The following is a 25,764-nucleotide window of genomic DNA, read 5'->3' as shown; positions in this document are numbered from 1 at the left end:
CCCGGATGCGACCCCCGCATCCGGGACCCGCAGGAGGCGGCGATGACGACGGCTACCCGGACCGGACGCATGTACGCCCTCGACGGGTTACGGCTGATCTGCGCGCTGGGCGTGGCCGGGTACCACTTCGGCGACTCGTGGCGGCTGGACGGCGTACGGCCCCCGAAGCACTTCCTGCCGGACGCGGCGCCCGTACTGATCTACGGTTTCCTCGGCGTCGAGGTGTTCTTCCTGATCAGCGGCTTCGTCATCGCCACGAGCGGGTGGGGCCGGACCGTGCGCGGCTTCGCCGTCTCCCGCGCCGTACGCCTGTACCCGGCGTTCTGGGTCGGCGTTCTGCTGACGGCCGCCGTGGTGACGGCGCTTCCGGTGACCTACGGGGTGCCCGTGAGCGGGCAGCCGGCCGTGAGCGACATCGTCATCAACCTCACCATGCTCGCCGAGCCGCTCGGCACGCCCCTCGTCGACACGGTGTACTGGACCCTCTGGTGCGAGATCCGGTTCTACCTGCTGTTCGCCTGCCTCGTCGGCGCCGGGCTCTCCCGCAAGCGCGTCGCCACCTTCGCCACGTGTTGGCTCGTCGCTGCCGTCGTGATCCCCGCCCACCCGCGCTCGCTCGTGACCGACCTGGTCATGCCCGACTTCGCGCCGTACTTCATCGCCGGCGTGACCATGTCCCTCATGCGCCGCTTCGGTCCCGACCGCCGCCTCGGCCTGCTGCTGGCCGGCTGCTGGTTGGTCAGCCTGCAACGGGTGCACGTGCGCGTCCTCGACCTCAAACCCGGCTTCGCGGTCCCGGCCTGGCCGGCCTACCTCCTGCTGACCATCGCGTACGGGGTGCTGCTCGCCATAGCCCTCGGGTACACCGACCGCCTCACGTGGCGCTGGCTCGCCACCGCCGGCGCGCTCACGTACCCGTTCTATCTGCTGCACCAGCGCATCGGATACAGCCTGATCCGCACCGCGTACGCCCACACCGGCCTGCCCGCCCCGGTCCTGATCACGGCTGCGGTCACCGTCCTGCTGACGGTCGCGTGGCTGGTGCACCGGTTCGTGGAACGGCCGCTCGCGCCGGTGCTTGCTACCCTCGCGAGCCCGTCGCCGAAAAAAGTCGGTAGCACCGAAGCCCCTGCCGAACATGTGAGGTCGTGAGCCAACCCACGGCGGATGCCGAGACCGCCTTCCGCGCCCTGTTCCAGGCCACGTACGACGACCTGGTCTGCTTCGTCGAGCGCCGCACCCACCTGGCGATCGCCGACGACGTGGTCGCGGAGGTGTTCCTCACCGCCTGGCGCCGCTTCGCCGACGTACCCGAAACGCTCGACGACGCCCGCGCCTGGCTCTTCGTCACCGCCCAGCACACCCTGCGCAACCGTCAGCGCAGCGACCAGCGGCAACGCAGCCTCGCGCTGCGGATCCTGCGCGAGCCGAACGACACCGCCACCGCCGCCGAGGCCGACGGCGTGGCCGCCCGCGTCGACCTGGTCCGCGCCTGGCAGCACCTGAGTCCCGACGACCAGCAGGCGCTCACCCTGACGGTCTTCGAGAACCTCACCGGCGCGCAGGCCGCCCGCGTCCTAGGCATCTCCCGGGCCGCGTTCAGCGTCCGGCTCCTGCGGGCCCGCCGCCGCCTGCGGCGACGCCTGCTGCAGCAGGAAGCCACCGCCGGTCACCGCCACCCCACCTCCACCCCGATCTCCGAGACGGGAGCCCCGTTATGAGCCGCCACCTCGACCTCGACCAGGCCCTGCGCGCCGCCGCCGAACCGGTGCCCGCCCGCGTCGGACAAGCGCCCGCCCAGGCGCTCGTCGACCGCATCGTCGCCTCCGACCCTTCCCCGGTCCTCGCGAAGGCGGGCTCCCCGGCACGCCGCCGCCGACTGATCACCGTCGCCGCGGCGGCCCTCGCGGTCAGCGCCGCCGCGCTCGCCCTGCCCAACCTCGGCGCGGATCGCGCGTACGCCTCCTGGACCCCCGACGCCCGGCCCCTGCCCGCGACCCAGGCGACCGCCATCGTCAACCGCTGCGTTCCGGACGTCGGCGAACCGGCCACCGCGGCGGAGGCCCGCACCCCCCGCCTCATCCTCGGCGAACAGCGCGGCGCGTACGCGTACCTGAGCATCACCACGAAAACCTGGACCGCCACCTGCTTCCGCGACCGCGACGGCGCGGTCCACGGCGCCAGCATCTTCGCGGCCCCGGTCAACGACGCGCAGCTCGGCCGCGAGGGCGTCGAACTGCAGGCGTACGGCCAGCTGCGTACCGAAGAAGACTATTGCCGGTTGATCGCCGGGCACCTCGGCTCGGACGTCACCGGAGTCACCATCACGGTCCCGAAGAGCCCGGCGGTGCACGCGACGGTCAAGGACGGCTTCTTCCTGGCCTGGTACCCGGAGCCGGACGGGCCGCAGAGCGTGGGCACCCAGCTGGCGTTGCGACTGAGCGACGGGAAGACGGTGGAGGGCCTGCTGGCCAGCGACCTGTACGAGGCACCCAGGCTCAAGTGACCCGCCTTCGCTCCGGAGATCACCTGAGCGTTCGTTCAGTGCGGGAACGGGTGAAGCACGCCTACTTCTCAAATCCGGCGTTCTAAAATGGCATGAAGGGGACGAATCTTCTAATCTGCGTTCTGCAGACTGCGGTGAGCGGACCGCCTAGTCATGAGTGAAGCTTGCTGACGGCTGGCTCACGACTGACGATGGCTTGAGGAGGGGTCGCCATGTCTGCGGAATCAGTCACCTCATCGAACCACCGGATCCTCTACCCCGGCCCGGACATCGTAGTAACGGACGTCTACATCGAGACGCCCTCGGCCCGCTACCCGGTACGCCGGCTGGCCATCCTGGATCCCGAGCAGATCTACACCCATCCAGGCCTCATCGTGGCGTTGTACTGCGGAGGCGTGGAGCTGCTGCTCGCCTTCAGCGTCGCCGTGCTGTACGGCTCGGCGCAGGCGCTGCTCTGCACGGCCGGGGTCCTCGCGGGCGGCGGCATGGCCGGAGCGGTACTGGTCGACAACCGCCGCAACCCGCGATGGATGGAACTGACGGCCTGGTACGAGGGACGCCTGGTCGTCCTGTTCGCCTCGGACGACCAGCGCATCTTCGGCCAGGTGCACCGAGCGGTGGTCCGCGCCATCGAAGCCAACCGCCCGCCACGACCATGACCCGCCCCCGGCCCACCGCCGGCCGGGGCCGGGTCGCCGTCGCGCTCTAGTCGCCCTGCATGCCGTCCCGGATCGAACGGATCATCTGCAGCGCCCGATCCCCCGTCCGGCCGTAATCAAGCAGATCCTTAAACAGCGCGTTGTGCCGATCGGTCGAGCCCTTGTCCGCGAGCAGGAAGTCGCGTCCCGCGGCACCTTCCACGAACAACACATCCGTATGACTCTTGTCGGAGAATTTGAGAAGCTCGAATGAGCCACCCAGACCGGAGTGATGCTCGAGATCGAGTGGCGCCACGCCGAGAGCGAACTTCGTGTCATCCTCGGCCAATGCGAGAAGGTGGTCGAGCTGGCGGGCCATGACGGCCCGTCCCCCGATCGGCCGCCTCAGCACCGACTCGTCGAGGATTGCCACCACACGGGGAGCCTCAGCCCCTTCCATGCGCTCGAACAGCGCTTTCTGCCGATCCAGCCGCAGCTCGACCCGCGCCTTCACTTGCTCGTCGTTCGGGTCGGCACGCAGCGTGCGGGCCGTAACCGCTCGAGCGTAGTCGCTGGTCTGCAACAGCCCTGGGACGAACAGCATCTGCCAGGCCTGAATGACGGAAGCCTCATTCTCGTAAGCCACGAAATCGGCGTACGCTCCGGCAAGGCGATGCCGGCTGTACCATTGCCTCGACCGAGAGGTCCGGGCCAGCCGGGCCAGCTCGGTGACTACATTGGCGTCCGTTACGGCATAGTGGTCCAGCAGCGCTCGAACTTCCAAGGGCTGAATCGATACTTCACCCTTTTCAATTCGAGTCAATTTCGAGACGGACCATTCCATGGCGTCAGCGACGGACGTGACGCTGAGGCCTGCTTCTTCGCGCAGCATCTTCAACTGCTGAGCTACGTTGACCTTGGCGATCTTAGGACCCACCATGGTGCGCAGACCGGGACTGTCCGACGTTTCGGGCACGTCCGCTCCTCCCGCCGTCATCAGCAGTCTGCAAAAGTCAGGTGGCTGACGCCCACTCGCAAGAGCCTACCGCATCGTCGATGTCTGGTCGTGCGCCCCCGAGTCGGGCTCCATTGGCCTCCCATTGGCAGATCCAAGTCACTGAATATCCGGTACGCTGGGTGACTGGTCGGCTCCGACGAGGCAGCCCGCCGCCGGCGCAGCTCAAGCGTTCAGATACGCCGACATGCCGCCCATATGACGTGGCCTTTTCGGCTCCGTGGGCCGTTCGCAGGAGGCACAGTGCACGACCACAAACAACCTGAATGGCACAAGAGCACCCGAAGCGCCAGTGGATCATGCGTGGAGATCAAGAAAGAAAGCGATCGGGTGCTCATGCGCGACTCAAAGGATCGTTCGGGCCCGGTTCTCGCCTTCGACCTCGACGCGTTCCGCGCCTTCATTGCGGACCTCAAGGCAGGCGACCTTCCCGGCGATTGACCGCCGGCTCACCCGCCGATGAGTTTGGACATCAGCGTCCGCGCTTGCTCACCATGCACGGCGATATCCATCAACGAGCTCGCGAACTCCCAATACATGGCGACGCGATCCACGTCCTCCAGAATCCGGTCGCCCTCCGCCCCTTCGAAGAACACCAGGCTGCCGTTCACTGAATCGTGGAGCTCGAAGGATCCGACCAGGTTGGGATGCGGGCCGCTCTCCAGGGGCATCACCCCGATGCGGACGGTGGGCCTGCGCGACACCTCGATCAGATGCTCGATCTGCCTGCGCATCGCAGCCGAATCCGGCCGTCCGCGTCGCAGAACAGACTCGTCCAGAACCACCTGCACCTGGGGCGCGTTGTCCTGCTCCAGCCGCTCCAGGAACGCGGCGTGCCGCTCGTTGCGGACCCGCACGCGCTCGACCGCCTCCGGATCAGCCGACACCAGGCCGGTGATGCCGCAGATCATCTCCTCGACATAGGCCGGCTCCTGGAGAAGACCGGGCACGTGGAGAGGCGCGTTGTAGAAGATGCTCTCGGAGGTCTTCTCCGTGTCGAGAAGCCGATGGAAGGGCTTCGAGGCGCGGACGTCGAACAACTTCGTCATCGTCAAGCTCTCCATATGGCGTAATCCTAGCGAGGTTTGCGCGACGCAATCAGCTTCTTGCAGATTTCGCAGCGCGGGTTGCAGATTACACATGTACGGGTGAACCTCCAACGCCCCGCATGGACATCCTCGTCATGGGCGCACTGTCACCCGCGGAGCAGACGTGGGCAGCGCTGGGCCAACGACCGTCCGGGCGAAACGCACCTGGCTCAACGGACGTACCCGATCGATGCGCCCGGTCCTGATCGGATCGAAAGGACGGGTCGAACCCCGGTCGTTGACGACTGGTACGGAGCCTCAGGTCACCGGGCCCGGCGGCGGGCCAGGAGGAAGACTGCGAGTGCCGCGACCGCCAAGAGGAGCACGCCGGCCGCCACGATAAGCAGCGGCGGGATGCCGTCGTCGTCGCCATCGGCTGGGGTTGTGGGCGGAGCTGCCGCCGGTGCGTTCGTCGTCGCCGGGTCGGCGGTGGTTGCCTTCGGCTCGGGGGCGGTCAGGGCGGCCATCAGGTCGAGCTGGCCCTCGCCGTAGTAGTCGTCGCGCCCCTTGGCGCCTCGGTCGATTGCTGTGCTGGTCAGGCGGTCCACAACCTGGGCGGCCGTGAGGTCGGGGTGTTCGGCTCGGATCAGGGCCGCCGCGCCGGCTACCAGGGCGGCTGAGACGCTGCTGCCTTCGACCTCGGCGTACGTGTTGCCGGGGGCCGGGACGGTGATGTCGACGCCCGGGGCTGCCAGGTCGACCTGGGGGCCGTGGTTGGAGAACGCGGCGACCTTGTTGCGGCGGTCGACGGCTCCGACCGTCAGGACCTGGGGGTACGCGCCCGGGTATTCGAGGGCGTTGCCCTTGTCGGCCTCGTTGCCGGCAGCCCCGATGAGGACGACGTCGGCGGCTGCGGCCTCCTTGAGAGCGGACTGCAGGTTCTCGGAGGGGTCGATCTGGAACGCGAGGGTGATGACCTTGGCTCCGTGGTCGACGGCCCAGCGGATGCCCTGGGCGACGAAGAACGTGTCGTTCACCGGGCGGATCGGCAGAATCTTCGCCTGCGGGGCGATGCCGCGGATGCCGTCCCCCGAACCGTGGCCGCGGCCCGCGATGATGCCGGCCATGCCAGTGCCGTGGCCGACGCTGTCGTCGTTGCCGGCCGGCTTGTTCTGCACGATCTGGCGGCCCGGCAGCACGGCACCCCGCAGGTCGGGATGGCCGGCGTCGACCCCGGTGTCGAGGACCGCGACGACGACGCCCTCGCCCTTGGTTATCTTCTGCGCTTCGGAGACCTTCATCGGGGACCAGTACCACTGCTTGTCCCTGATGGAGTCGGCGCGCGCGGGGACCGCCGACCCCGCGACGATGAGCAGGGCGGTGAGCACCGCCCCGGCCTGGCGTGCCGCAGCGGCCAGCCGCCGGCCCGGGTGACGGGCGCCGTCAAACGCGGCCGAGTCGGGGTGGCGGGCGACGTCAAACGCCGCCGAGGCGGCGAGGCGGGCGACGTCAAACGCAGCCGGGCCGGGGGCGCAAGGGTGGTGGGGCGCAGCCGGGCCGGGGGCGCAAGGGTGGTGGGGCGCAGCCGGGCCGGGGGCGCAAGGGTGGTGGGGCGCAGCCGGGCCGGGGGCGCAAGGGTGGTGGGGCGCAGCCGGGCCGGGGGCGCGGCGGTGGTCAGGCGCGGCCAGACCGCGGCCGAGGGCGCCGAGGTGGTCGGGCGCGGCCGCACCGCGGCCGCAGGGGTGGGACTGGTCGGGCACAGCCGAACCGCTGCCGGCGGCGCGAGGGCGGAGCTGGTCGGGCACGGCCGGACCTCGGCTGCGGGCGCGAGGGCGCGGGTGGCCGGGCACGGCTGGGTCGCGGCCGGGGGCGTGCGGGTGGCCGAGCACGGCTGGGTCGCGGCCGGGGGCGTGCGGGTGGACGAGCACCGCTGGGCCGCGGCCAGGGGCGTGTTGGTGGTCGGGCGGCGGGGCCCACCGGCCGGTGGGCCCCGGGTGGGTGGACGGGGTCACCCGCGCCAGCCGATCACGTTGGGGCCGGGGTCGTGGGTCGCCTCCTCGGTGGACGGGGCGATGACCGGGTCGACGCCCTCCGCCACCTGCCACGGGTTGTCCGGGTCGAACTCGGGCTGGCTGCCGTCGCCCGAGCGCCGGGCGCCGCGGGCCGCGCCGGACATGCCCGTCGGGCCGGTGCCGGGGCGGGTGGTGCCTGCCGGTTCCTCCGGTAGCCAGGACGGGCGGGGTGGGCGAGCCGGCTCGGCTGCGCCTCTGACGGCGCCGGCGCGACCTGTCATCCCTCCGCGGCCTGCGACAGCACCGCGACCTGCGGCGCCGCCTCGGCCGGCGACACCACCGACGGAGCCGGCTGCGCCGCCGCGGCCTGCCATTCCGCCGGGGCCGCCGACGCGACCGGCTCCCGCGCCGCGGCCGGACACTCCGCCGACGCCTCCCATGGGGCCGCGGGCACCGCCTGCGACCGACTCACCGATCACCGCGCCGGAGGGCAGGGCCCTGCCCGCGCCGGTGGGCACGCGTACGCCGCCGCGGCCGGCGCCCGAGACGCCACGGCCGACGCCGGAGACGCCCGCGCTGCCTCCGCCGGAGCCGATCTGGCCCGGGGGGACCACGCCGGGCGGGAGGACTCCGGAGCCGCCGCCGGTCACCGGGCCCGCGCCGCCGCCCGTGCCGGGGAACGGTCCGCCGCCAGGGGGCAGCGTGTCGGCCGGGGTCACGCCGGGCGGGGTGATGACTCCGGCCAGTCCGGGGCCGGACGGGGTCACCACGGAGCCGGAGCCACCGCCGGACGGGCCACCGCCGGGCTGGGTCGCGCCGGGGCCGGTCACGCCGTCCTGGGTCGTCTCGTCACGGCCAGGCATCGGCGGCGGCGGATCGTGCGGCACAGAGACCGGGCCGCTGGCGCGCGAGTGCCCGTCAGACGAGCTGCCGGTGTCGGAGCCGCTCCGCGTGTGCGGTTGCCGGGGATCGCCGCCGGGCGGGGTCTTCTCGAACTTGGGTTCCTGCGGCTTGAGCTCGTACGGGTCCGGCACCTTGAGGCGGGCGACGTTCTCCTGGACGATGCCCTCCGCCGTGATCATGTGCTTACGGGCCTGCTCGTCGATCTCGTCCTCGGCGTTGTCCCACCAGGACGGCCAGATGTCGTCGTTCTTCTCCTTGTACTGCTCGTACAGGGGCTGGATGTTGTTCTTCGCCTGGCGCAGCGCCTCGAGGATGTTCGCCAGGCCGGTGGCGGTCTGGTCGGCGTCGACGCGGGCGGCGTCCATGCGGGCGATCAGCGTGTCCAGCTCCTGGACGAACGCCGCGGACGACTTGTTCTGCTCCGGCGGCCACGCCGCGACGAGGTCCTCCTTGGCCTTGACCAGCATGGCCCGCTGGTCCTTCACCGAGCCGGAGATGTCATCCCACGCGGCGACCTGCCGCCACGCCTCAGGGTCGTCCTCGTCGGCGACCATCGCCCACAGGCGGGGCGTGTTGTACGACTGCCACGCCGTGCACCAGCTGCTGCTCAACACCTCGTCGCTCATACCGCCTCCGCCCGTCCACCGTGGTGCGATGCGCGCTCGGCGGCCTCCGCGGCGAGCCGGGCCTTGCGGGCCTCCTCCGCGGCCGCCCACAGCGCCTGCTCGGCCGGCGCGGTGGACTTGGCGGCCCGCGCGTCCGAGGCGTCGAGCTCGGCCGCGACCTTCTGCGCCGCGGCGGCGAGCAGTTTGGCCGCTGCCACGTACTGCTTCAGGTTCTCGGTGGACGCGACGAGGCTCTGCGCATAGCGCTGCTTGGCCGCGTGCACCGCGCCGCTCGCGTTCTTGGCGCCGAAGCGCACACCGTCGGAGAGCTGAACCTGCGCTCTCTCGGTGGCCGGCCCGAGGACACTGTCGGTGTCCACGTGCACGTCAGTGGCGAACTTGTTCAGTCCGCCCGTCTCGACATTGATCCCTGGTTCGCCCACGACGACCTCCCCGTTGCCACGCCGTCACAGCATCGCATCGAGAGTAGCGACCGCGAGCGATCCGCGTGCACCCCCTGTGGACAGCTTGTCAGAGGATGGTCAGGCGGCGAGCCGGGCCACCGCGGCGGCGACCCGCTCATCGGTGGCCGTCAGTGCGATGCGGACGTACTGGGCCGCGGCCGGGCCGTAGAAGGCGCCCGGTGCCGCCAGGATGCCCCGCTCCGCCAGCCAGTCGACGGTCTTCCAGCAGTCCTCACCGCGGGTGGACCACAGGTACAGGCCCGCGCCCGAGTGCTCGATGCGGAAGCCCGCCGCCGTCAGCGCGTCACGGAGGGCCTCGCGGCGGGATGCGTACCGGGCGCGCTGGCCGGTCACGTGGGTCTCGTCCTCGAGCGCCGCGATCATCGCTGCCTGGACCGGCGCCGGGACGATCATGCCGGCGTGCTTGCGGACCGCGAGCAACTCGCCGATGAGAGCAGGGTCGCCGGCGACGAAGCCCGCGCGGTAGCCCGCCAGGTTGGAGCGCTTGGACAGCGAGTGCACGGCGATGACGCCGGTGTAGTCGCCGTCGCAGACCTCGTCGGACAGCACGGAGACCGGGGTGTCGTCCCAGCCCAGCGTCAGGTAGCACTCGTCGCTGGCCACGACGGCGCCGCGCTCCCGGGCCCAGTCGACCACCTTGCGCAGGTGCTCGCGGGGCAGAACGCGGCCGGTCGGGTTGGACGGCGAGTTGACCCAGACCAGCTTCACCCGGGGGTCCGGGCCGAGGGCGGTCAGCGAGTCGGAGCGGACCACCTCGGCGCCGGAGAGGCGTACGCCCACCTCGTACGTCGGGTAGCAGACCTGCGGGATGACGACCACGTCACCGGGTCCGATGCCGAGCAGCGTGGGCAGCCACGCCACCAGCTCCTTGGAGCCGATGGTGGGCAGGACCGCGGGCGTACCCGAGGCGTTGCAGGCCCGGGCCACCCACCCGGCGATCGCCGACCGCAGCGCCGGGGTCCCCGCGGTGAGCGGGTAACCCGGCGCGTCGGAGGCGTCCGCCAGCGCGGCCCGGATGGAGGCCGGAACCGGGTCGACGGGCGTGCCGACCGACAGGTCGACGATGCCGCCGGGGTGGGCGGCGGCGACCGCCTTGGCCGGTTCCAACAGGTCCCAGGGAAAATCAGGCAGCGACGCCGAGACCACGGTCAGTGCGCATCCCCGCGCGGCGGCTGGGCCGCCACGAACGTCGCGTCCTTCTCGATCTTGCCGACCTTGGACGCGCCGCCGGGCGAGCCGAGGTCCTCGAAGAACTCGTAGTTGGCGTTCGTGTAGTCCTTCCACTGCTCCGGGACGTCGTCCTCGTAGAAGATCGCCTCGACCGGGCAGACCGGCTCACAGGCCCCGCAGTCGACGCACTCATCGGGGTGGATGTAGAGCATCCGGTTGCCCTCGTAGATGCAGTCGACCGGGCACTCCTCGATGCATGCCTTGTCGAGCACATCGACGCACGGCTCGGCGATGATGTAAGTCACGGGTCTTTCCCTTCCAGAGCCTGGCTAGCCCAGAGCCTTGCTGTGCCTAACTCAGAGCCTTGCTGTACAGAGCCTTGCTGTCCTCACAGAGCCCAGCCGCGGGAAGCACGGCGGTACGGGCAGAGCCTAGTATCTCGCCGGGAGGAGGTGGGACGTGCTCCGACGGCAGGATGTGGGACACCGGGTGGTGGTTCGCCGAATTGTAGGTGTTTCCCAGGATCGTCCGCTTTTCACCGACGCGCTCGGGGAACTGGTGGAGCTGACGGAGACGGATCTCACTCTCGCGACGGCCAAGGGCTCGGTTCGCGTACCCCTCACAGAGGTGCACCGCGCCAAGCGGGTGCCGCCCGCCCGGCGCCCGCCCGCGGCGGACGTGGTCGCCCTGGAGCTGGCGGCCAACGACGGCTGGCCGGCGCCGGTGCAGGCCAGGCTCGGTGCCTGGATCCTGCGCGCCGCCGACAACTGGACCGGCCGAGCCAACTCGGCCCTGGCCGTCGGCGACCCCGACCGCACGCTGGAGGCCGCGATCGACGCGGTCGAGCAGTGGTACGCGGCCCGCGGCCAGCAACCGCTGATCAATACGCCGATGCCGCTCGCCGCCCCGGTCAACGCCGCCCTGGACGCCCGCGGGTGGACGGCCCGCCCCCTCACCCTCGTGCAGACGGCGCGGGTCGCGGCGCTGGTGGACGCGTTGCCGGCGCGGAACGACCTGCCGACGGTCGAGCTAGCCGACTCCCCCACGGACGCCTGGTTCGCGATGGTGGCCGAGCACAAGGGCACCCTGCCCGCGACGGCGAAACGTATTCTCACCGGCGTACCCGATGCTGTTTTCGCTCATGTGCACGACGCCGACGGTGAGCTGCTCGCGGTGGCCCGCGGTGCGGTCAGCGGGCCCGACCGCTGGCTCGGTGTGTCGCTGCTGCAGACCGCTCCGGCCGCGCGGCGGCAGGGTCTGGGCGCCCATGTGCTGCGGGCGCTCGCGCAGTGGGCCGTGCAGCAGCGGTCGTCGCGGGCATATCTGCAGGTCGAGGAGCGGAACACCGCGGCGGTGACCCTCTACCAGAAGATGGGCTTCAGCACGCACCACACCTACCTGACGCGGGAGGCGCCCCGGTGATCCGCATCACTGCGGACGGTCGCCCTTGCGGGGCACGACGCCGCGCTCCAGAACGGCAGTCGTGGCGGTGAGCGTGCCGGCCTTGCCGGTGGCGGTGTCGCGGACCAGGTACGAGCGTTCGCCGAGATAGTCGAACGTGGTCGCGTCGAAGATCCATTCGCGCCGTTCGCCGAACTCGTCGGTGCGGGCGACCGCGATGCCGTGGCGGCCGGCCGCGTCGACGGAGTCGGTGACCAGGACCACACCCGGGATCTTCGCGGCGGCCCTGTAGAGGGCGGCGGCCACCTGCGGGGGCAGCAGTGATTCCCGTAGCGCCTCACCGATGAAGTCGAAGGCTGCGCCGTCCGCGCTGGTGCCCTGCCCGCGGGTGTCGGCGTAGATCTGCCGGAGGAGGACGGCGGGATCAGTCGGCAGGTCGGCGTAGCGGCTGTTCGGGAAGGCGCCGCTCAGGCCGAACGTCTCGCCGCGCTCGCGGATCAGACCCTCGTCACCCTGCGACTCGGGCACCCAGATCTCGCGGCTGTGCACCTCATCGAGGACCTGGGGGTCGACGCCGGCCGCCTGGGGGCGGGAGTCATCGTCATCGGCGAAGACCAGCCAGGCGACCTTGCTCTTGATGTAGACGTACTCGTCCTGACCTACCGGCACCTGCGGCTTCTTGCCCACGACCAACGCCATCCGCTCGAGCAACGGGGACGCTCCACGGGCATCGCCGGCCGCGACCGCCACGATCGGACTGGTGGTGAATTCATCTCCGGACTGCGCACGCCGGGCATGCACCGTCACCGCGACGATCGCCGCGAACAGCACCACTGCTGCGGCCGGCGCGGCGACCAGGGCGAGCCGCCGGCGAGGCGCTGTGACGCGGGGTTCGCTGATCTGTTGCAGGAAGGCGTCTTTCAGCAGGAGGTGACGACCGGCCGGCAGCTCCGGGTCCCCCGGCGGCGGCAGCAGCCGGGCAAGCTCGGCGCGCTCGGCAGAATCGAGCTCGGGTGAGTGGTTCATCGGTTGCGCTCCTGATTCGACCGGGCCGCATCGGTGCGGCCACCCAGTACCTGTCCGTAGGCCGAGCCGGGTTCCTGATGCCGGGGGACCTGTGCGGTCAACTCGCGCAGTTTGCTGCGGGCCCGCGACAGCCGGGACCGGACCGTGCCGATCGGTACGCCGAGCGCCTCCGCAGCCTGCGCGTAGTCGAGCCCCGACCAGACGCACAGCGTGAACACCTCCCGCTCGGCCGGCCGCAGGCTGTCGAGCGCCTCGGCCGCCGCGGTGAGCTGCTCGCTGTCGTGCATCCGGTTGACGATCTCGTCGGCGAAATCGGGCATCGCCTCGGCCGGTGGCAGCCGGATGAGCGCGGCGGCGTGCCGGCGGGCGGCGCGGCGGGTGTTGCGCAGCACGTTGACGGCGATGCCGAGGAGCCACGGCAGCACGCTGTCGCCCTCCGGACGCAGTTTCTCGCGCAGCCGCCACGCCTCCAGAAAGGTCAGCGAGACGATGTCCTCGGCGGCGCTCCAATTGCCGGTGCTGCGGACGACGTGCCGGTACACCTCGTGCGCGTGGTCTTCGAAGAGCTGCCCGAACGTCGCGGCGTCGCCGGCGCGGATCCGAGCTCGCTGAGAGAGATTCACACCCTGTCCTGTCCGCCCACGGCGACGAGTTCCCCAGCAGTCATCACACCAGCATGACCTGCGCGGTACCCCCGGGGGTATATTGGGCCGAGGAGGTGGGCGCTGGTGGAGATGAGTCCGGTGCAACTGAAGGACGCCTTGACCCGGCTGAAGCGGGCACAGGGCCAGCTCGGCGCGGTGATCTCAATGATCGAGAACGGCGAGGACTGCAGGCGCGTCCTTACTCAGCTGGCCGCGGTGTCCAGCGCCGTCGACCGCGCGGGCTTCAAAATCATCGCGACCGGCATGCGGCAGTGCCAGGCTGCCCGGGAGCGTGGCGAGGAACCGCCGATGAGCGACGAAGAACTCGAGAAGCTTTTCCTGTCCCTTTCCTGATCCACCCGGAGGTCATCGCCCCGCAAGGGGCGACGACTCCGGCACCACCATGGCCGCAGCGTGTTCGCAACATACCCCCGGGGGTATGTACGGAAGGAGATGCAACAGTGACTGAGTTGAGCGTGGAGGTCGTCCAGACCTCGTCCCTGGGTGACCGCAGCTACCTGGCCCACGACGGGCAGGTCGCGATCGCGGTCGATCCGCAGCGTGACATCGACCGGATGCTGGCCCTGGCCGGCCGGCTCGGCGTACGTATCACCCACGTCGCCGAGACCCACCTGCACAACGACTACGTCTCCGGCGGCCTCGCGCTGGCGAAGCTGACCGGCGCCGCGTACCTGGTCGCCGCGGACGACGAGGTCCGCTTCGATCGGCGGCCGGTGACCGACGGCGACGAGATCACCGTGTCGCCGCGGATGCGGCTGCGGGTCGTGGCCACGCCCGGGCACACCTTCCACCATCTGTCGTACGTGCTCGACGGCGACGACGGCCCGGCCGGTGTGTTCACCGGCGGTTCGCTGCTGTTCGGCACCACCGGGCGCACCGACCTGCTCGGGAAGCAGCACGCCCACACGCTCGCCGAGCATCAGCACGCGTCGGTGCGGCGGCTGGCGGACCTGCTGCCCGACGGCGCGCAGGTGTGGCCCACCCACGGCTTCGGCAGTTTCTGCTCCGCGACCCAGTCCGACGCGCCGGAGTCGACCATCGGCCGGGAACGCAGCGCCAACCCGGCGCTGCGCCTGGAGTCCGACGACTTCGTCGAGCAGACGCTCGCGGGGCTGGACGCGTACCCGGCGTACTACGCGCACATGGGCGCCCGCAACGCCGCCGGCGCCGGCCTGATCGACCTGACCCCGGTCGCCGTCGCCGACCCGGCCCAGCTCGCCCGGCGGATCGCGGACGGCGAGTGGGTGGTCGACCTTCGCTCACGGAAGGCGTACGCACACCGGCACCTGACCGGGACGCTGAGCTTCGGCCTGGACGGCCCCATGTCCACCTGGCTGGGCTGGATGGCCCCGTGGGGCGCGCCGATCACCCTCCTCGGCGACAGCGAGCAGCAGGTGGCCGACGCGCAGCGGGAACTGGCCCGCATCGGCATCGACCGGCCCGCCGCAGCGGCCGCCGGCAGCCCGGAGCAGTGGGCCGGCGGCGACGACGGCGCCCTCGGCCACCTGATCACGGCCACCTTCGCCGACCTGGCAGCGGCCCGCGCCGGCACCCCGCCCCACGGGCTGCCGGGTGCCGACGTGCTGCTCGACGTACGGATGGGCAACGAATGGCGCTCGGGCCACGTCGACGGCGCCGTCCACATCCCGCTGCCCGACCTGCCCGCCCGGCTCGCCGACGTACCTGCCGGCACGGTGTGGGTGCACTGCGGCTCCGGCTACCGCGCCGCGGCCGCCACCAGCCTGCTCCAGCGCGCCGGCCGGGAGGTCGTGCACATCGACGACGCGTACGCGGAAGCCGCCGGCGCCGGCCTGCCCATCGTCGGCGACAACTGATCCGGGAGAGCAACTACATGACCACCCTCGACATCCCCGCCCTGCAGCACCTGCTCGCCACCGGCCACGCACCCCGGCTGATCGACGTACGCACCCCTGCCGAGTTCGAGACCGCCCACATCCCCGGCTCCTACAACGTCCCCCTGGACCTGCTGCGCGAGCACCGCGACGAGCTCCGTGACCACTTCGACGAGCACGTCGTGCTGGTCTGCCGCTCCGGGCAACGCGCCGCGCAGGCTCTCACCATCGCGGGTCTGCCCAACCTGCGGGTGCTCACCGGCGGCATCGCGGCCTGGCAGGCCGCCCACGCCCCGGTCGTCACCGGCACCCCGCGCTGGGAGCTGGAACGGCAGGTCCGCCTGGTCGCGGGCAGCATCGCGCTGCTCGCCGTGCTCGCCAGCACGCTGGTCGAGCCGGCGAAGTGGGTGGCCGCGTTCGTCGGCGCGGGCCTGGCGGTCGCCGCGCTGACCAATACCTGTGCGATGGGCATGATGCTGGCCAAGCTGCCGTACAACCGGGGCCCGCGCACCGACCTCGACCGGGTGGTCACCGCCCTGACCGGCGACCGGCCGTAGACGTCATGCCCCGGCCCACCCGGAGCCCGACATGATCGCCGCGATCGGGTTCGGCGCGCTCATCGGAATTCTGCTCGGCCTGCTCGGCGGCGGCGGCTCGATCCTCGCCGTTCCCGCGCTCGTCTACGGCGCCGGCCTCACGCTGGCCGCGGCCGTACCCACCTCACTGCTGGTGGTCGGCATCTCGTCGGCCACCGCGCTGATCCCCCGGCTGCGGGCCGGGCTGGTGCGATGGCGGATCGCCGGGATCGTCGGGGGTACCGGCGCCGCCGCGGCCTTCGCCGGCGCCGCCGTCAACCGGCTCCTCGACCCCCGCCTGGTCCTGGCCGGGTTCGCCGCCCTCATGGTGGTCGCCGGCTGGCGGATGCTGATCGGCACCGACGACTCCGGCGGCGACTGCGCCCTGCCCGGCGGCGGCGTCAACTGGCGCGGCTGCCTGCCCAAGTCCATCGCCGCCGGACTGGCCGTCGGCTTCCTCACCGGCCTGTTCGGCGTCGGCGGCGGCTTCCTCATCATCCCCGCCCTCGTCCTGCTGCTCGGTCTGACCATGCCCGCCGCGGTGGCCACCTCCCTGGTCATCATCGTGGTCAACTCCGCAGCCGGCTTCATCGCGCACGCCGGCGATGCGGCCGTGGACTACCGCGTCGCCGCGGCGTTCACCGTCGCCGCCGTCGCCGGCTCCCTGGTGGCCGGCCGGATCGCGGGCCGCCTGCCCACCCGGCGCCTGCAACGCGCCTTCGCGTGGCTGGTCTTCGCGGTCGCAGGCTTCGTCGCCATCCAGGTGCTGATGTGACCTTCGGCCCTGCTGCGCACATACCCCCGGGGGTATCTTTGATTCGTGAAAATGATCGTGGTGGGTGGAGTGGCCGGCGGGATGTCCGCGGCGACCCGGTTGCGCCGGTTGCTGCCGGACGCCGAGATCGTGGTGTTCGAGCGTGGCGAGCACGTGTCGTACGCCAACTGCGGGCTGCCGTATCACGTCGGCGGAGTGATCGGCGATCGGGAGGCGCTGCTGCTGCAGACGCCGCAGAGCCTCCGGGCCCGCTTCGACCTCGACGTCCGGGTGCGCACGGAGGTGCTCGCCATAGACCGGAAGAGCCGCAGCGTACGGGTACGCGAACTCGACAGCGGCCGTGAGTACGAGGAGCCCTACGACCGGCTCGTCCTCAGCCCCGGCGCGGCGCCCATCGTGCCGGATCTGCCCGGCGTGGACCGTGCGCTCGTGCTGCGTACCGTCGCCGACGCGGACCGGATGGTCGCAGCCCTGCACGCCGGCGCTCGCACCGCCGTCGTCGTGGGCGGCGGCTTCATCGGCCTCGAAGCAGCCGAGAACCTGTCCCATCGCGGACTGGCGGTGACCGTGGTCGAACTGGGCACCCAGGTCCTGGCACCGCTCGACCCGGAGATGGCCGCCGCCGTGCACGCCGGGCTGCGCCGGCACGGGGTCGGCCTGCGCCTCGGCGCGGGCCTGGCCAAGGTGCTGCCCGACGCCGTCGAACTCACCGACGGCAGCCTGCTGGACGCCGACGTGGTGCTGCTGGCCATCGGCGTACGCCCGGAGACCGGCCTGGCCCACGACGCCGGTCTGGCCCTCGGCCCGCACGGAGGCATCCTCGTCGACGAGGCCATGCGTACCAGCGACCCCCGCATTCACGCCGTCGGCGATGCGGTCGAGAAGACCGACTTCGTAGCCGGCGGGACGGCGCTGATCCCCCTCGCCAACACCGCCAACCGGCAGGGCCGCCTGGTCGCCGACGCGGTCGCCGGACGGCCCGTCACCCTCGGCGGACGCCTCGGCACCGCCATCGTGCAGGTCTTCGACCTCACCGTGGCGGTCACCGGCGCCAACGAGAAGCGCCTGCGCGCCACCGGCCGCGACCACCGGGCCATCCACACCCATCCGGCTTCGCACGCCGGCTACTACCCCGGCGCCGAACCCATGTCGCTCAAGCTGCTGTACGACCCCGCCGACGGCACGATCCTCGGCGCGCAGGCGGTCGGCGGCACCGGCGTCGACAAACGCATCGACGTCATCGCCACCGCCATGCGCGCCGGCCTGACCGCCGACACCCTCGCCGACCTGGAACTGGCGTACGCGCCGGCGTACGGCTCGGCCAAGGATCCGGTCAACATGCTCGGTTACATCGCCGAGAACCAGCTGTCCGGCACCGAACGCAGCATCCAATGGCACGAGCTGGCCGAGGCGGTCGCCGCGGGTGCCACCCTGGTCGACGTACGCACGCCGGCCGAACACGCCGCCGGGCACATCCCCGGCTCGCTCAACGTGCCGGTCGACGACCTCCGCGCCCGGCTGGGCACCCTGCCCGGCGGGGAGCTGATCGTCTACTGCCAGGTCGGCCAGCGCGGCCACACCGCCGCCGCCCTGCTGTCCGGCCTCGGCCGCGGCGTCCGCAACCTCGACGGCGGCTACCGCACCTGTACCGCCGGCATGGGGTGACTCACTCGGACCGGCTCCCACCCGCGGCCCCGGCCACAAGGACGAGGCCGGGCAGCGCGCCCAGCAGCATGATCAGTGACAGTGGCCAGCGCATGAGCGAATCGGCGACCGGGCTGATCGACTGCCGCCGCACCAGCCGGTAGCCCGTGCCGTCCCCAGGGGACGAGCAGGTGAGACCGTAGATGCCGGCGACCGCCACATCGACGTCCGCGATCGTCCTGAAGCCCGCGGTGGCGTCGTAGCCGGCCTCCTCCGGTTGCACGGTGAGGGGCTCGGCCCGTACGTCGGCGGCCCCCGCCCGGATGAGCCGGCAGCCGGGGTCCGGGGGCGGATCGCCGTCGCCCAGCAAGGTGTAGCGGCCCGCCGCAGGTACCGCGATCTGCCCCGGGCCCAGCGTGTACAGATCCGGCCCGGACTCTTCGACGGCGCTGAACTGCGCTGCGTCCGCCACCGTGCCCGGCAGGAGAAGAGCACCGAACAGGGCGAGCGCGGCGCCGGTCATGGCGGCCTTCACCGATCCGAACCCCGGCCGGCTCCGGGATCTGCGGCCGATCAGGTGGCCTGCGGTCGCGCCTGCCAGCGCGGGCAGGACGGCGAGCAGCACCCCGGCGTGGACGGGATGCGCCTCCATCGGAAAGACGAGGAGGTACCCGGCCACCGTCGCGGCGACGTAAACCGCGGCAACCGCCAGCCCGGCCCCGATCGCCGACGCCGCGCCGATCAGTGGCGCCGCGCCGGAAGACGGCCCTGCGCCGGAACGCGGTGCTTCGCCGGAAGGTGGCCGGAGATCGGCGGCGACGGGAGACTGGAGGGCTGGCGCAGCGCCGGAACGCCGGGCGAGACGAGCAGCGACGGAACGCCGTGGGGGAAGCGCAACGGCGGAGCGCCGCGTGAGGCTGGCAGCGACGAAAGGACGCGGGGGGCGGGCGGCGGCGATAGCGGCCGGCAGGGCGGCCGCGGCGACGATCCACCAGGTCATCTCCGGGCCGCCGAAGCGGGCCTCCTCGACCGGCCGGGCGGAGGCGGCCAGGCCGAGCGGGATCACGGCCGTGACCAAGAACCACCCGGCCAGGGACAACGCTCCGGAAACCCGCACGCTCCGATGATGCGGCCCGTAGCGCCGGGGTAGGAGCCGTCTCGGCGAATCTGCCCGTTCGGGAACCGGCTCAGCGTCCGCCGCCGAGCCGAGCCGAGGGCAGGGACCGTCAGGGCGTAGGGCGGGCCAAGCGCTGAGCCGACACAGGGCAGACCAAGCGCCAGGCCGGCGCAACGCAGACCAAGCGGCAGGCAGCCTTGGCCCTAGGCGGGCCCGGCCGAGCCGAGGCGGGCCCGGCCGAGCCGAGGCGGGCCCGGCCGAGCCGAGGCGGGCCCGGCCGAGCCGAGGCGGGCCCGGCCGAGCCGAGGCGGGCCCGGCCGAGCCGAGGCGGGCCCGGCCCGAGGCGGCCCTGGCCCGGCCTGCCCGGCCCGGCGCCTCCGCTCAGCGGCGGACGACGCGGCGTGGGCGGGTCACCTTTGCGGTCGCGAATGCCTTGAGCGACTTCGAGCGGTAGTCGCGGCCGAGCATCGTGGCGAGCCAGTAGCCGAGCAGGGTGCCGACGATGGCGAAGCCGCCGTACAGCCAGATCTGCGAGAAGAAGTTGCCCGCGCCGCCCGAGAACGGGTAGTCGCCGCTGACGAACGGGCCCACCAGGATGGTGAGCAGCATGCCGCCGGCCGCCGCGGCTGCCAGGTCGGGCAGCCAGACGCTGGGTGGGACCCGCTGGCAGCGGACGAACGTGACGCCCGCCAGCACCAGGCCGATCACGGCGAACATGATGATGCTGACCCTGTTGCCGGCCGTGTCGTTGTCAGGGAAGCTCAGGCGCGTCACCAGGCGCGCCACCACATTGATCGCGAACAGCGCCGCGGCCAGCACCGCGATCCTCACCCAACGCTGCCTCATGCCGTCCTCCGTGCGGACTTACGGCTTCTCGCCGCAGATGAATCGTGGTTCGGGATCGTAGCGCCAGGTGAACTTCTCGCGCTCGACCTCTTTTCCATCCTTGCGGATGATGCGCCACGCATCCTGAGTGAAGCCTGGGAGTCCGCTGCTGGAGATGCACCTCGGGCCGGGCTCGCGGTAGACGGTCGGCGGCGACGTGAGGTTGCGGCGCGGGCTGCGTACGGTCTTGACGCTGTCGTAGACCTTGGTGCTCCACATCGACACGGTCACCGACCTGCTCGTGTACGAGGTGTCGATGAGGATCCCGTACGGCGTGGTGTTCTTGAACTTGAGGTCGAGCGTCGGGTAGAAGATCGTCGACTCGATCACCGCCGGATAGCGCGAGAAGTAGAACGAGTGCGGCTTGTGCTCGACGTCCTCCAGCCCCGCGTAGTACGCCGCGTTGAACAGCGTGGTGGTGAACTGCGACGCGCCGCCGCCGACCCCGGGCTCGAGCTTGCCGCCGACGATGACGGGCGCGTCCTGATAGCCGGAGGCGTAGTCGCGCTCGCCGGTGTGCGCGTTGAGCGAGAACGTCTCGCCGGGCCGCACGATGGCACCGTCGACGTGACGCGCGATCGTCATGATGTTCTGGCTGCGCGGCGAGCTCGCCCCGCCGGTGAAGTACGTGGTGAAGGTGGAGACCTTCTGCTTCACACCGAGCTTCGCGATGTCCGCGGCGGTGACGTCGGGCTCCTGCCGCGCGAGGGACGCTTCGACCGTTCGCGGGGCGGGATTGCGCAGCACGCCGAGCAGCGCCGTGCCGAGCGCGTCGAGGTCGACCACGTCACCGGCGGCGCCCGGCACGATCGACGGCTTGCCGCCCTTGAGGACGACGCGCGCCGGCTTCGGCTCCTTCTCCACCGCGGCGAAGGCCTTGGCGGCCGCGGCGTGCAGCTTCGCACCGTCGATCGCGGGCGTGAGCAGTCCGTTGTCGTCCGAGCGGAACACGACCCCCTTGGCCAGCGCCGCCCGGGACAGCATCAACGACTTGCCCGCGACCTCGACAGTGACGGGCGCGGCCACCGAGGGCACCGCGAGCTCGGCCACCATGGCGTCGACCTGCTCGCGGCTGGTCGCGGGCGGCTTCTCGACCAGCGGCACGCGCGCGGTGCCACCGACGAGCCAGGCCTTGCGGACCTCGGCCGCGGCCGCCGCCGGGTCCAGGCCGCGGCCGGCCGCCGGGTACGTCGGCTTCGGCGTGAGCCCCGCATAGGCGATCCCGGGCTTCTTCAGGGTGAGCTTCTTCGGGTCCACCTGGCGGCGCAGCGCGGCCTCGAGCCTCGCCTGGTCGACCTGGATGACCGGGGGCACGGCACGCTCGCCGAACGGCCTCGGGCTGCCGTGCATCGCCTTGCCGACGGTGAGCTCGACGTTGAGTCGCAGCCCGATCTCCGCGGGCGCGATCCGCAGGGTCTTGCCGTCGAGGTCGACGGTCACCGGGTCGTCGGTGCGCGGGCCGAACGTGTCGGTCACCGCGCGCTCGGCCTCGGTGCGTGACTTGCCGCCGAGGTCGAGGCCGAGGAGTTTGGTCCCGCGGGGGACATCGCCGCCGTAGGCCCACGCGGCCACGCCGGCCGCAGCGATCAGGACGGTCGCCACCGTGGCGACGACGACGATCCGGGTGCGGTTGACGCGACCGGGCTCACCAGCCTCGGGAGCCGGGGCGCCGGCCGGGGCGGTGGGCTGAGGGATGTCTTCGGAGACGGAGGTCAACGGGGTCCCCTTCGACGGCGGCGGCGGACTCCGCGCCAGTCTGCAACCCCACGATCAGCGGCGACAAACGCCACGACCCGATGTCATGACTTTGTGACGGTTGGCCCGCGGAGGATCGCCCGGTAGGTGAAGACGGCGAAGGTCAGGCTGCCAGCCAAGATCATCACGAGCGCGATCCAGTTGTCGCCGGCGATCAGGAAGTCGCCCTCGGCCGTACGGGTGCCGGCCGCGAAGAACATGATCGCGGTCCAGATCGCCCACGGGAGGGCCAGCGCCCAGCGCCGCCCCACGGTGGTCAGGGCGAACCACGCGATCGCGTAGTTGCCGGCCACCGCGACGACGACCGCCAGCCCGAGCAGCACGCCGCCCGCCCGCAGCGGGGCGAGGAACAACTCCAGCACCGCGGACAGGACCGTGGCCAGCACCGAGACCGTCACGCCGCCGATCTTGATGAGCCGCTCCAGGCCCGTACGCTGCGGCGCCGGCCCGTCGGTGGGCGGCGCGGGAGCGGGCGCTTCCAGCGTCATCGCCCGACCACGTTGCTGAACAAGTCGCTCTCCCACTTGTGCGGACCGCTGACCTCGCCGCGCTCCCCCTTGACCAGCGTGAAGTACTCGACGCCCATGAACTCGCCGCCGAAGTCGCCGGCGATGCCGTACAGCCAGGAGTTGTCCGGGATCTGCGTGGCGTGGGCGCGCATGGCCGCGACCTTCTGCTCGTAGAAGTCGGTGCCGTCGATGCGGGCCGCGATCTCGTCGTCGGGATGGCCGAACGGCAGCTCGTCGACGTTCTCCACGTCGGCGAACGGGTTGTCGTCCATGCCACGGAACGCCTCCATGCCGCCCTCGAGCACGCTGCGTGGCATGGCGGTCCAGTAGATCTTCTCGGGCCCGAAGCCCTCGGCCTCGGCCAGCTCCGCCGCGCGCATCGCCACCCGGTGGGCCTGGATGTGGTCGGGATGGCCGTAGAAGCCGTTCTCGTCGTACGTGATCAGCACCTGGGGGCGCACCTCACGCATGACCTCCAGGCAGAGCTTGGCGGCTTCCTCGAGGTCGGCCTGCCAGAACGCGCGCGGATGGTTGTTGGTCTCCAGCCCCATCATCCCGGAGTCGCGGTAGCGTCCCGCACCGCCGAGGAAGCGGTGGTCGGTGACGCCCAGCGCCGCGCAGGCGCGCTCGAGCTCGCCGATGCGCCAGCCGCCGAGCTGGTCGGCCTGGCGGGCCTCCAGCTGCGCCAGCGCCGGCACGTGGATCTCACCCTCCTCGCCCAGCGTGCAGGTCACCAGCGTCACGTGGGCGCCCTCGGCGGCATAGCGGGCCATGGTGGCACCGGTGCCGGTGACCTCGTCGTCGGGGTGGGCGTGCACGAGCATGAGGCGGCGTGCGGGCAGGGCGTTCGTCACCCGCGCCACTTTACGCGCGCCCCGCCGCGCCGGTTCGTCTGCTGTTTGACCCGCGCGGAGGGGCTCCCATCAGCGATGCTGGTCGGCGTGGAGTATCCCGAACTCGCCGGTCGGACCGGCCGGTTCCGCTTCGGCGCACCCCACGCCGTGACGGTCGGCGGGGACGGCGCCCGAGTGGCGTTCCTGCGCTCCGCGGGGCCGTACGACCCCGCGGCGGCGCTGTGGGTCCTCGCGGTGGCGTCCGGAACGGTGACCAAGGTGGCGGACGGGCCGATCAGCTCGTACGCCGGTTCGTCCGACCTGAGCGTCCTCACGTGGGCCCGTGACGGACGGCTGTGCAGCTCCGGCCCGGCACTGTCCGCGGCGGCAACCGTCGTCGAGCCACGGCCGGACCCGACCGGGCGCGCCGTCGGCTACACCACACCGGACGGCACCCTGCGGGTCATCGACGAGGGCGGCACCGACCAGTTGCTCGCCGGGGAGCCGGGCACCGGCGTGTCCTGGGGCGTGCCGGAACCGGTGGCGGCCGAGTTCGGGCGCACCCGCGGATGGTGGTGGTCACCCGACGGCACCCAGATCCTCGCCGTACGCAGCGCCGGGTCGATCAGCCTGCACCTGCTCGACCTGTACGGCGGCTGGGTCGACGTGCACTGGGACCGGGAGACGTACCCGTACCTGGTCGACGTGCGCTGGACCGGCGCCGGGAACGCCCTCATCGCGGTGCTCCGCCGCAGCCAGCAGCACGGGCTGGTGCTGTCGGTCGACCCGCGTACGGGAGAGACCCAGGTGCACGCGGAACTCGCGGACGCGCGCTGGGTGGAGCCGGTGCCGGGCACCCCGTTGCTGCTGCCGGACAGCCGCGTCCTCGTCGGCGGCGAACTCGCCCACGACGGATTCGACGCCCGCTGCCTGTTCGCCGACGGCAGCCTGCTCACCCCGCCCGGCCTCTACGTGCGCCGCGTGGTGGGCGTGCTCGCCGACACCCAGGAACTGATCGTCGAGGGCACCGAGGGAGAACCTTCGGAACAACACGTGTACGCCGTGCGCACAGCGCTGGGCAGCGGCGGCGGGAAGGCCCGGCCGCTCACCGACCAGCCGGGCTGGCACACCGCCGAGGTGGGCGGCGACGTCCTCGTCATCGACTCGACGGTGCACCGGGGCACCGCCGCAGTCCCGTTGCCGTCGGACGCGGCGCTGCTCCCGTACGCTCCGAACCCGGTTTTTGAAAGGGTGACCGACCGCCGGCTGCCGGCCGCGGTCCTCTACCCCGACGGTCACGTCACGGGCACGCGCCTTCCGGTGCTGGTGGAGTTCGGCGACGGTCCCGGACATCAGCAGGTGGTGCAGGACGCGGCCCGGTGGCAGGAAAGGCAATGGTGGGCGGACGCCGGCTTCGCGGTGGTCAGCGTCGACACCAGGGGTACGCCCGGAGTGGCGCCCAGCTTCGAGAAGGCGGTGTACCGCAGGCTCGCCGACGTCAGCCTGACCGACCAGGTCGACGCCCTGCACGCCCTCACCGGCAAACACCCCGACCTGGACCTGGACCGGGTGGCGGTCCGCGGCACCGGCCTCGGCGGATGGCTCGCGGCCCTCGCGGTGCAACGGCGCGCGGACATCTTCCGCTGCGGCGTCGCGCGGGACCCGATCACCGACTGGACGCTCCTGGCGCCGCCGTTCGCGGAACGCTATCTGGGCAGCCAGGCCGACAACCCGGACGTGTACGAACACCACGCCGCGGCGCCGCCGTACCCGAGGGCTCTGTTGATCTCCCCCTCCGGGGGTCTGTCAGAAGAAGTGCAGTTCGTAATCGGGGAGTGTGCATGACGTCAGCGCTGATCGGCCGCAGCCTGCCCATGGAAGCCCTGCCGACCACCGAGGTCGACTACCTCCGGCTCGGCGAGACCTCGGCCATCTCCGAACTCTGGGACGGCAACGTCCTCACCTGCCCCCGCGACACCCCCCGCCACCAGATGATCCTCAACGCGCTGGCCAACGCGCTGCGCGCGGGCCGCTCCGACCTGAACGTCATCACCGGCGTCCCGGTCCGCCTCGCACCGGGCCGCATCGCGGTGCCGGACCTCATCATCGCGGGCGCGATCGACCCCGACATCCCGCTGGTGGAGGCGCAGTCGGTCCGCCTGGTCTGCGAGATCACGTCGGCAGCGAGCGCGACGGTGGACTGGACGCTGAAGATGCACGCGTACGCGCAGGCCGGAATTCCCTGCTATCTGGTGGCGGAACCGGACCGAGGGCTGCTGCACAGCAACATGCTGACGGCACAGGGGTACGTGGAGCAGTCGGTGATGCAACTGGTCCGCGTCACCGGCCTCAACCTCTGACGTG

General features: G+C 71.7%; 27 protein-coding genes. 13 read left to right on the top strand and 14 right to left on the bottom strand.

Going from position 1 to position 25,764, the window contains the following annotated elements; all coding sequences use genetic code 11:
* The first annotated feature begins 42 nt into the window (after positions 1-42).
* The 4 genes from IT780_RS07715 (at position 43) to IT780_RS07700 (ending at position 3,165) form a co-directional block, all read left to right on the top strand.
* Positions 43-1,152, top strand: coding sequence for an acyltransferase family protein (locus IT780_RS07715; RefSeq protein WP_199510684.1), 1,110 nt, complete (start codon positions 43-45; stop codon positions 1,150-1,152).
* Entirely contained in the window at positions 1,149-1,721 is a 573-nt protein-coding gene (locus tag IT780_RS07710; RefSeq protein ID WP_199510683.1) for an RNA polymerase sigma factor, read from the top strand. Before IT780_RS07715 ends, IT780_RS07710 begins: the two co-directional genes overlap by 4 nt.
* On the top strand, positions 1,718-2,506 hold the full coding sequence (locus IT780_RS07705; protein WP_199510682.1) for a hypothetical protein: 789 nt from the start codon (positions 1,718-1,720) through the stop codon (positions 2,504-2,506). The genes IT780_RS07710 and IT780_RS07705 overlap by 4 nt, the downstream gene beginning before the upstream one ends.
* Before the next feature lie 212 nt (positions 2,507-2,718).
* Positions 2,719-3,165, top strand: a complete 447-nt coding sequence (locus IT780_RS07700; protein ID WP_199510681.1) for a DUF6232 family protein — start codon at positions 2,719-2,721, stop codon at positions 3,163-3,165.
* 46 nt (positions 3,166-3,211) lie between these two features.
* Here the strand turns inward: IT780_RS07700 and IT780_RS07695 are convergent, their stop codons facing one another.
* Complete coding sequence (locus IT780_RS07695; RefSeq protein WP_199510680.1) at positions 3,212-4,120, bottom strand: helix-turn-helix domain-containing protein; 909 nt, start codon at positions 4,118-4,120, stop codon at positions 3,212-3,214.
* 237 nt (positions 4,121-4,357) lie between these two features.
* Here IT780_RS07695 and IT780_RS07690 point away from each other — a divergent pair, with 237 nt between their 5' ends.
* Positions 4,358-4,600 (top strand): DUF397 domain-containing protein, encoded by a 243-nt coding sequence (locus IT780_RS07690; protein WP_199510679.1) that lies wholly within the window; start codon positions 4,358-4,360, stop codon positions 4,598-4,600.
* Between the two features lie 8 nt (positions 4,601-4,608).
* On the opposite strand, the gene IT780_RS07685 is transcribed toward IT780_RS07690, so the two are convergent.
* The 6 genes from IT780_RS07685 to fdxA all read right to left on the bottom strand — a co-directional run bounded on the left by IT780_RS07685 (position 4,609) and on the right by fdxA (position 10,667).
* A complete protein-coding gene (locus IT780_RS07685) occupies positions 4,609-5,208 on the bottom strand; it encodes a DUF5753 domain-containing protein (RefSeq protein ID WP_199510678.1) in 600 nt (199 codons plus the stop codon).
* Positions 5,209-5,510: 302 nt separating this feature from the next.
* Positions 5,511-6,575, bottom strand: coding sequence for a type VII secretion-associated serine protease mycosin (gene mycP, locus IT780_RS07680; protein ID WP_199510677.1), 1,065 nt, complete (start codon positions 6,573-6,575; stop codon positions 5,511-5,513).
* Between the two features lie 620 nt (positions 6,576-7,195).
* The gene (locus IT780_RS07675) at positions 7,196-8,728 is read right to left on the bottom strand and encodes a hypothetical protein (RefSeq protein ID WP_199510676.1); all 1,533 of its coding nucleotides are present in this window, start codon (positions 8,726-8,728) and stop codon (positions 7,196-7,198) included.
* Complete coding sequence (locus IT780_RS07670) at positions 8,725-9,150, bottom strand: hypothetical protein (RefSeq protein ID WP_199510675.1); 426 nt, start codon at positions 9,148-9,150, stop codon at positions 8,725-8,727. Before IT780_RS07670 ends, IT780_RS07675 begins: the two co-directional genes overlap by 4 nt.
* A gap of 99 nt (positions 9,151-9,249) precedes the next feature.
* Positions 9,250-10,338, bottom strand: coding sequence for a succinyldiaminopimelate transaminase (gene dapC / locus IT780_RS07665; RefSeq protein WP_372443628.1), 1,089 nt, complete (start codon positions 10,336-10,338; stop codon positions 9,250-9,252).
* Between the two features lie 2 nt (positions 10,339-10,340).
* Positions 10,341-10,667, bottom strand: a complete 327-nt coding sequence (fdxA, locus tag IT780_RS41680; RefSeq protein WP_106127678.1) for a ferredoxin — start codon at positions 10,665-10,667, stop codon at positions 10,341-10,343.
* A 154-nt stretch (positions 10,668-10,821) separates the two neighbouring features.
* On the opposite strand from fdxA, the gene IT780_RS07660 reads away from it, so the two are divergent.
* On the top strand, positions 10,822-11,784 hold the full coding sequence (locus IT780_RS07660; protein WP_199510673.1) for a GNAT family N-acetyltransferase: 963 nt from the start codon (positions 10,822-10,824) through the stop codon (positions 11,782-11,784).
* A gap of 6 nt (positions 11,785-11,790) precedes the next feature.
* Here the strand turns inward: IT780_RS07660 and IT780_RS07655 are convergent, their stop codons facing one another.
* A complete protein-coding gene (locus tag IT780_RS07655) occupies positions 11,791-12,789 on the bottom strand; it encodes a CU044_5270 family protein (protein WP_199510672.1) in 999 nt (332 codons plus the stop codon).
* Entirely contained in the window at positions 12,786-13,412 is a 627-nt protein-coding gene (locus IT780_RS07650) for an RNA polymerase sigma factor (protein WP_199510671.1), read from the bottom strand. Before IT780_RS07650 ends, IT780_RS07655 begins: the two co-directional genes overlap by 4 nt.
* Positions 13,413-13,523: 111 nt before the next feature.
* Between IT780_RS07650 and IT780_RS07645 the strand changes: the two genes are divergently transcribed.
* From IT780_RS07645 to IT780_RS07625, 5 genes are all read left to right on the top strand, one after another.
* Complete coding sequence (locus IT780_RS07645) at positions 13,524-13,787, top strand: metal-sensitive transcriptional regulator (RefSeq protein ID WP_199510826.1); 264 nt, start codon at positions 13,524-13,526, stop codon at positions 13,785-13,787.
* A gap of 107 nt (positions 13,788-13,894) precedes the next feature.
* Positions 13,895-15,289 carry an MBL fold metallo-hydrolase gene (locus tag IT780_RS07640; protein ID WP_307831081.1) on the top strand — a complete coding sequence of 465 codons (1,395 nt, stop codon included), beginning with the start codon at positions 13,895-13,897 and terminating at the stop codon, positions 15,287-15,289.
* Between the two features lie 17 nt (positions 15,290-15,306).
* Positions 15,307-15,864, top strand: a complete 558-nt coding sequence (locus IT780_RS07635; protein ID WP_199510670.1) for a rhodanese-like domain-containing protein — start codon at positions 15,307-15,309, stop codon at positions 15,862-15,864.
* 31 nt (positions 15,865-15,895) lie between these two features.
* Positions 15,896-16,657: a sulfite exporter TauE/SafE family protein gene (locus IT780_RS07630; RefSeq protein WP_199510669.1), complete on the top strand. Its 762-nt coding sequence runs from the start codon at positions 15,896-15,898 to the stop codon at positions 16,655-16,657.
* A 51-nt stretch (positions 16,658-16,708) separates the two neighbouring features.
* On the top strand, positions 16,709-18,322 hold the full coding sequence (locus tag IT780_RS07625; RefSeq protein ID WP_233412477.1) for an FAD-dependent oxidoreductase: 1,614 nt from the start codon (positions 16,709-16,711) through the stop codon (positions 18,320-18,322).
* A gap of 1 nt (position 18,323) precedes the next feature.
* Here IT780_RS07625 and IT780_RS07620 read toward each other — a convergent pair whose 3' ends face one another.
* The 5 genes from IT780_RS07620 to mshB form a co-directional block, all read right to left on the bottom strand.
* Positions 18,324-19,301, bottom strand: a complete 978-nt coding sequence (locus IT780_RS07620) for a hypothetical protein (RefSeq protein ID WP_199510667.1) — start codon at positions 19,299-19,301, stop codon at positions 18,324-18,326.
* Between the two features lie 498 nt (positions 19,302-19,799).
* Positions 19,800-20,264, bottom strand: coding sequence for a hypothetical protein (locus IT780_RS07615; protein ID WP_199510666.1), 465 nt, complete (start codon positions 20,262-20,264; stop codon positions 19,800-19,802).
* An 18-nt stretch (positions 20,265-20,282) separates the two neighbouring features.
* The gene (locus IT780_RS07610) at positions 20,283-22,019 is read right to left on the bottom strand and encodes a VanW family protein (RefSeq protein ID WP_199510665.1); all 1,737 of its coding nucleotides are present in this window, start codon (positions 22,017-22,019) and stop codon (positions 20,283-20,285) included.
* Positions 22,020-22,102: 83 nt separating this feature from the next.
* Positions 22,103-22,546, bottom strand: a complete 444-nt coding sequence (locus IT780_RS07605; protein WP_199510664.1) for a hypothetical protein — start codon at positions 22,544-22,546, stop codon at positions 22,103-22,105.
* Positions 22,543-23,391, bottom strand: coding sequence for an N-acetyl-1-D-myo-inositol-2-amino-2-deoxy-alpha-D-glucopyranoside deacetylase (gene mshB, locus IT780_RS07600; protein ID WP_199510824.1), 849 nt, complete (start codon positions 23,389-23,391; stop codon positions 22,543-22,545). Before mshB ends, IT780_RS07605 begins: the two co-directional genes overlap by 4 nt.
* Positions 23,392-23,496: 105 nt before the next feature.
* Here mshB and IT780_RS07595 point away from each other — a divergent pair, with 105 nt between their 5' ends.
* Together IT780_RS07595 and IT780_RS07590 are read left to right on the top strand one after the other, a co-directional pair.
* Positions 23,497-25,245 carry a prolyl oligopeptidase family serine peptidase gene (locus IT780_RS07595; RefSeq protein WP_233412289.1) on the top strand — a complete coding sequence of 583 codons (1,749 nt, stop codon included), beginning with the start codon at positions 23,497-23,499 and terminating at the stop codon, positions 25,243-25,245.
* Positions 25,242-25,760: a Uma2 family endonuclease gene (locus IT780_RS07590; RefSeq protein WP_199510662.1), complete on the top strand. Its 519-nt coding sequence runs from the start codon at positions 25,242-25,244 to the stop codon at positions 25,758-25,760. Before IT780_RS07595 ends, IT780_RS07590 begins: the two co-directional genes overlap by 4 nt.
* Positions 25,761-25,764 lie beyond the last annotated feature (4 nt).

Origin of the sequence: Nucisporomicrobium flavum (assembly GCF_016464385.1) — a bacterium.
Classification (GTDB): Bacteria; Actinomycetota; Actinomycetes; order Mycobacteriales; family Micromonosporaceae; genus Actinoplanes; species Actinoplanes flavus_A.
This window is presented reverse-complemented; position numbering and strand designations above follow the sequence as displayed.

Bases quoted from the DNA above. Each gene is read 5' to 3' on its own strand.
- IT780_RS07715 (WP_199510684.1), top strand. From the start codon at position 43: ATGACGACGGCTACCCGGACCGGACGCATGTACGCCCTCGACGGGTTA.
- IT780_RS07705 (WP_199510682.1), top strand. From the start codon at position 1,718: ATGAGCCGCCACCTCGACCTCGACCAGGCCCTGCGCGCCGCCGCCGAA.
- IT780_RS07700 (WP_199510681.1), top strand. From the start codon at position 2,719: ATGTCTGCGGAATCAGTCACCTCATCGAACCACCGGATCCTCTACCCC.
- IT780_RS07690 (WP_199510679.1), top strand. From the start codon at position 4,358: ATGACGTGGCCTTTTCGGCTCCGTGGGCCGTTCGCAGGAGGCACAGTG.
- IT780_RS07685 (WP_199510678.1), bottom strand. From the start codon at position 5,208: ATGACGAAGTTGTTCGACGTCCGCGCCTCGAAGCCCTTCCATCGGCTT.
- IT780_RS07675 (WP_199510676.1), bottom strand. From the start codon at position 8,728: ATGAGCGACGAGGTGTTGAGCAGCAGCTGGTGCACGGCGTGGCAGTCG.
- IT780_RS07655 (WP_199510672.1), bottom strand. From the start codon at position 12,789: ATGAACCACTCACCCGAGCTCGATTCTGCCGAGCGCGCCGAGCTTGCC.
- IT780_RS07645 (WP_199510826.1), top strand. From the start codon at position 13,524: ATGAGTCCGGTGCAACTGAAGGACGCCTTGACCCGGCTGAAGCGGGCA.
- IT780_RS07635 (WP_199510670.1), top strand. From the start codon at position 15,307: ATGACCACCCTCGACATCCCCGCCCTGCAGCACCTGCTCGCCACCGGC.
- IT780_RS07630 (WP_199510669.1), top strand. From the start codon at position 15,896: ATGATCGCCGCGATCGGGTTCGGCGCGCTCATCGGAATTCTGCTCGGC.
- IT780_RS07625 (WP_233412477.1), top strand. From the start codon at position 16,709: ATGATCGTGGTGGGTGGAGTGGCCGGCGGGATGTCCGCGGCGACCCGG.
- IT780_RS07620 (WP_199510667.1), bottom strand. From the start codon at position 19,301: ATGACCTGGTGGATCGTCGCCGCGGCCGCCCTGCCGGCCGCTATCGCC.
- IT780_RS07615 (WP_199510666.1), bottom strand. From the start codon at position 20,264: ATGAGGCAGCGTTGGGTGAGGATCGCGGTGCTGGCCGCGGCGCTGTTC.
- IT780_RS07605 (WP_199510664.1), bottom strand. From the start codon at position 22,546: ATGACGCTGGAAGCGCCCGCTCCCGCGCCGCCCACCGACGGGCCGGCG.
- mshB (WP_199510824.1), bottom strand. From the start codon at position 23,391: ATGCTCGTGCACGCCCACCCCGACGACGAGGTCACCGGCACCGGTGCC.
- IT780_RS07595 (WP_233412289.1), top strand. From the start codon at position 23,497: ATGCTGGTCGGCGTGGAGTATCCCGAACTCGCCGGTCGGACCGGCCGG.
- IT780_RS07590 (WP_199510662.1), top strand. From the start codon at position 25,242: ATGACGTCAGCGCTGATCGGCCGCAGCCTGCCCATGGAAGCCCTGCCG.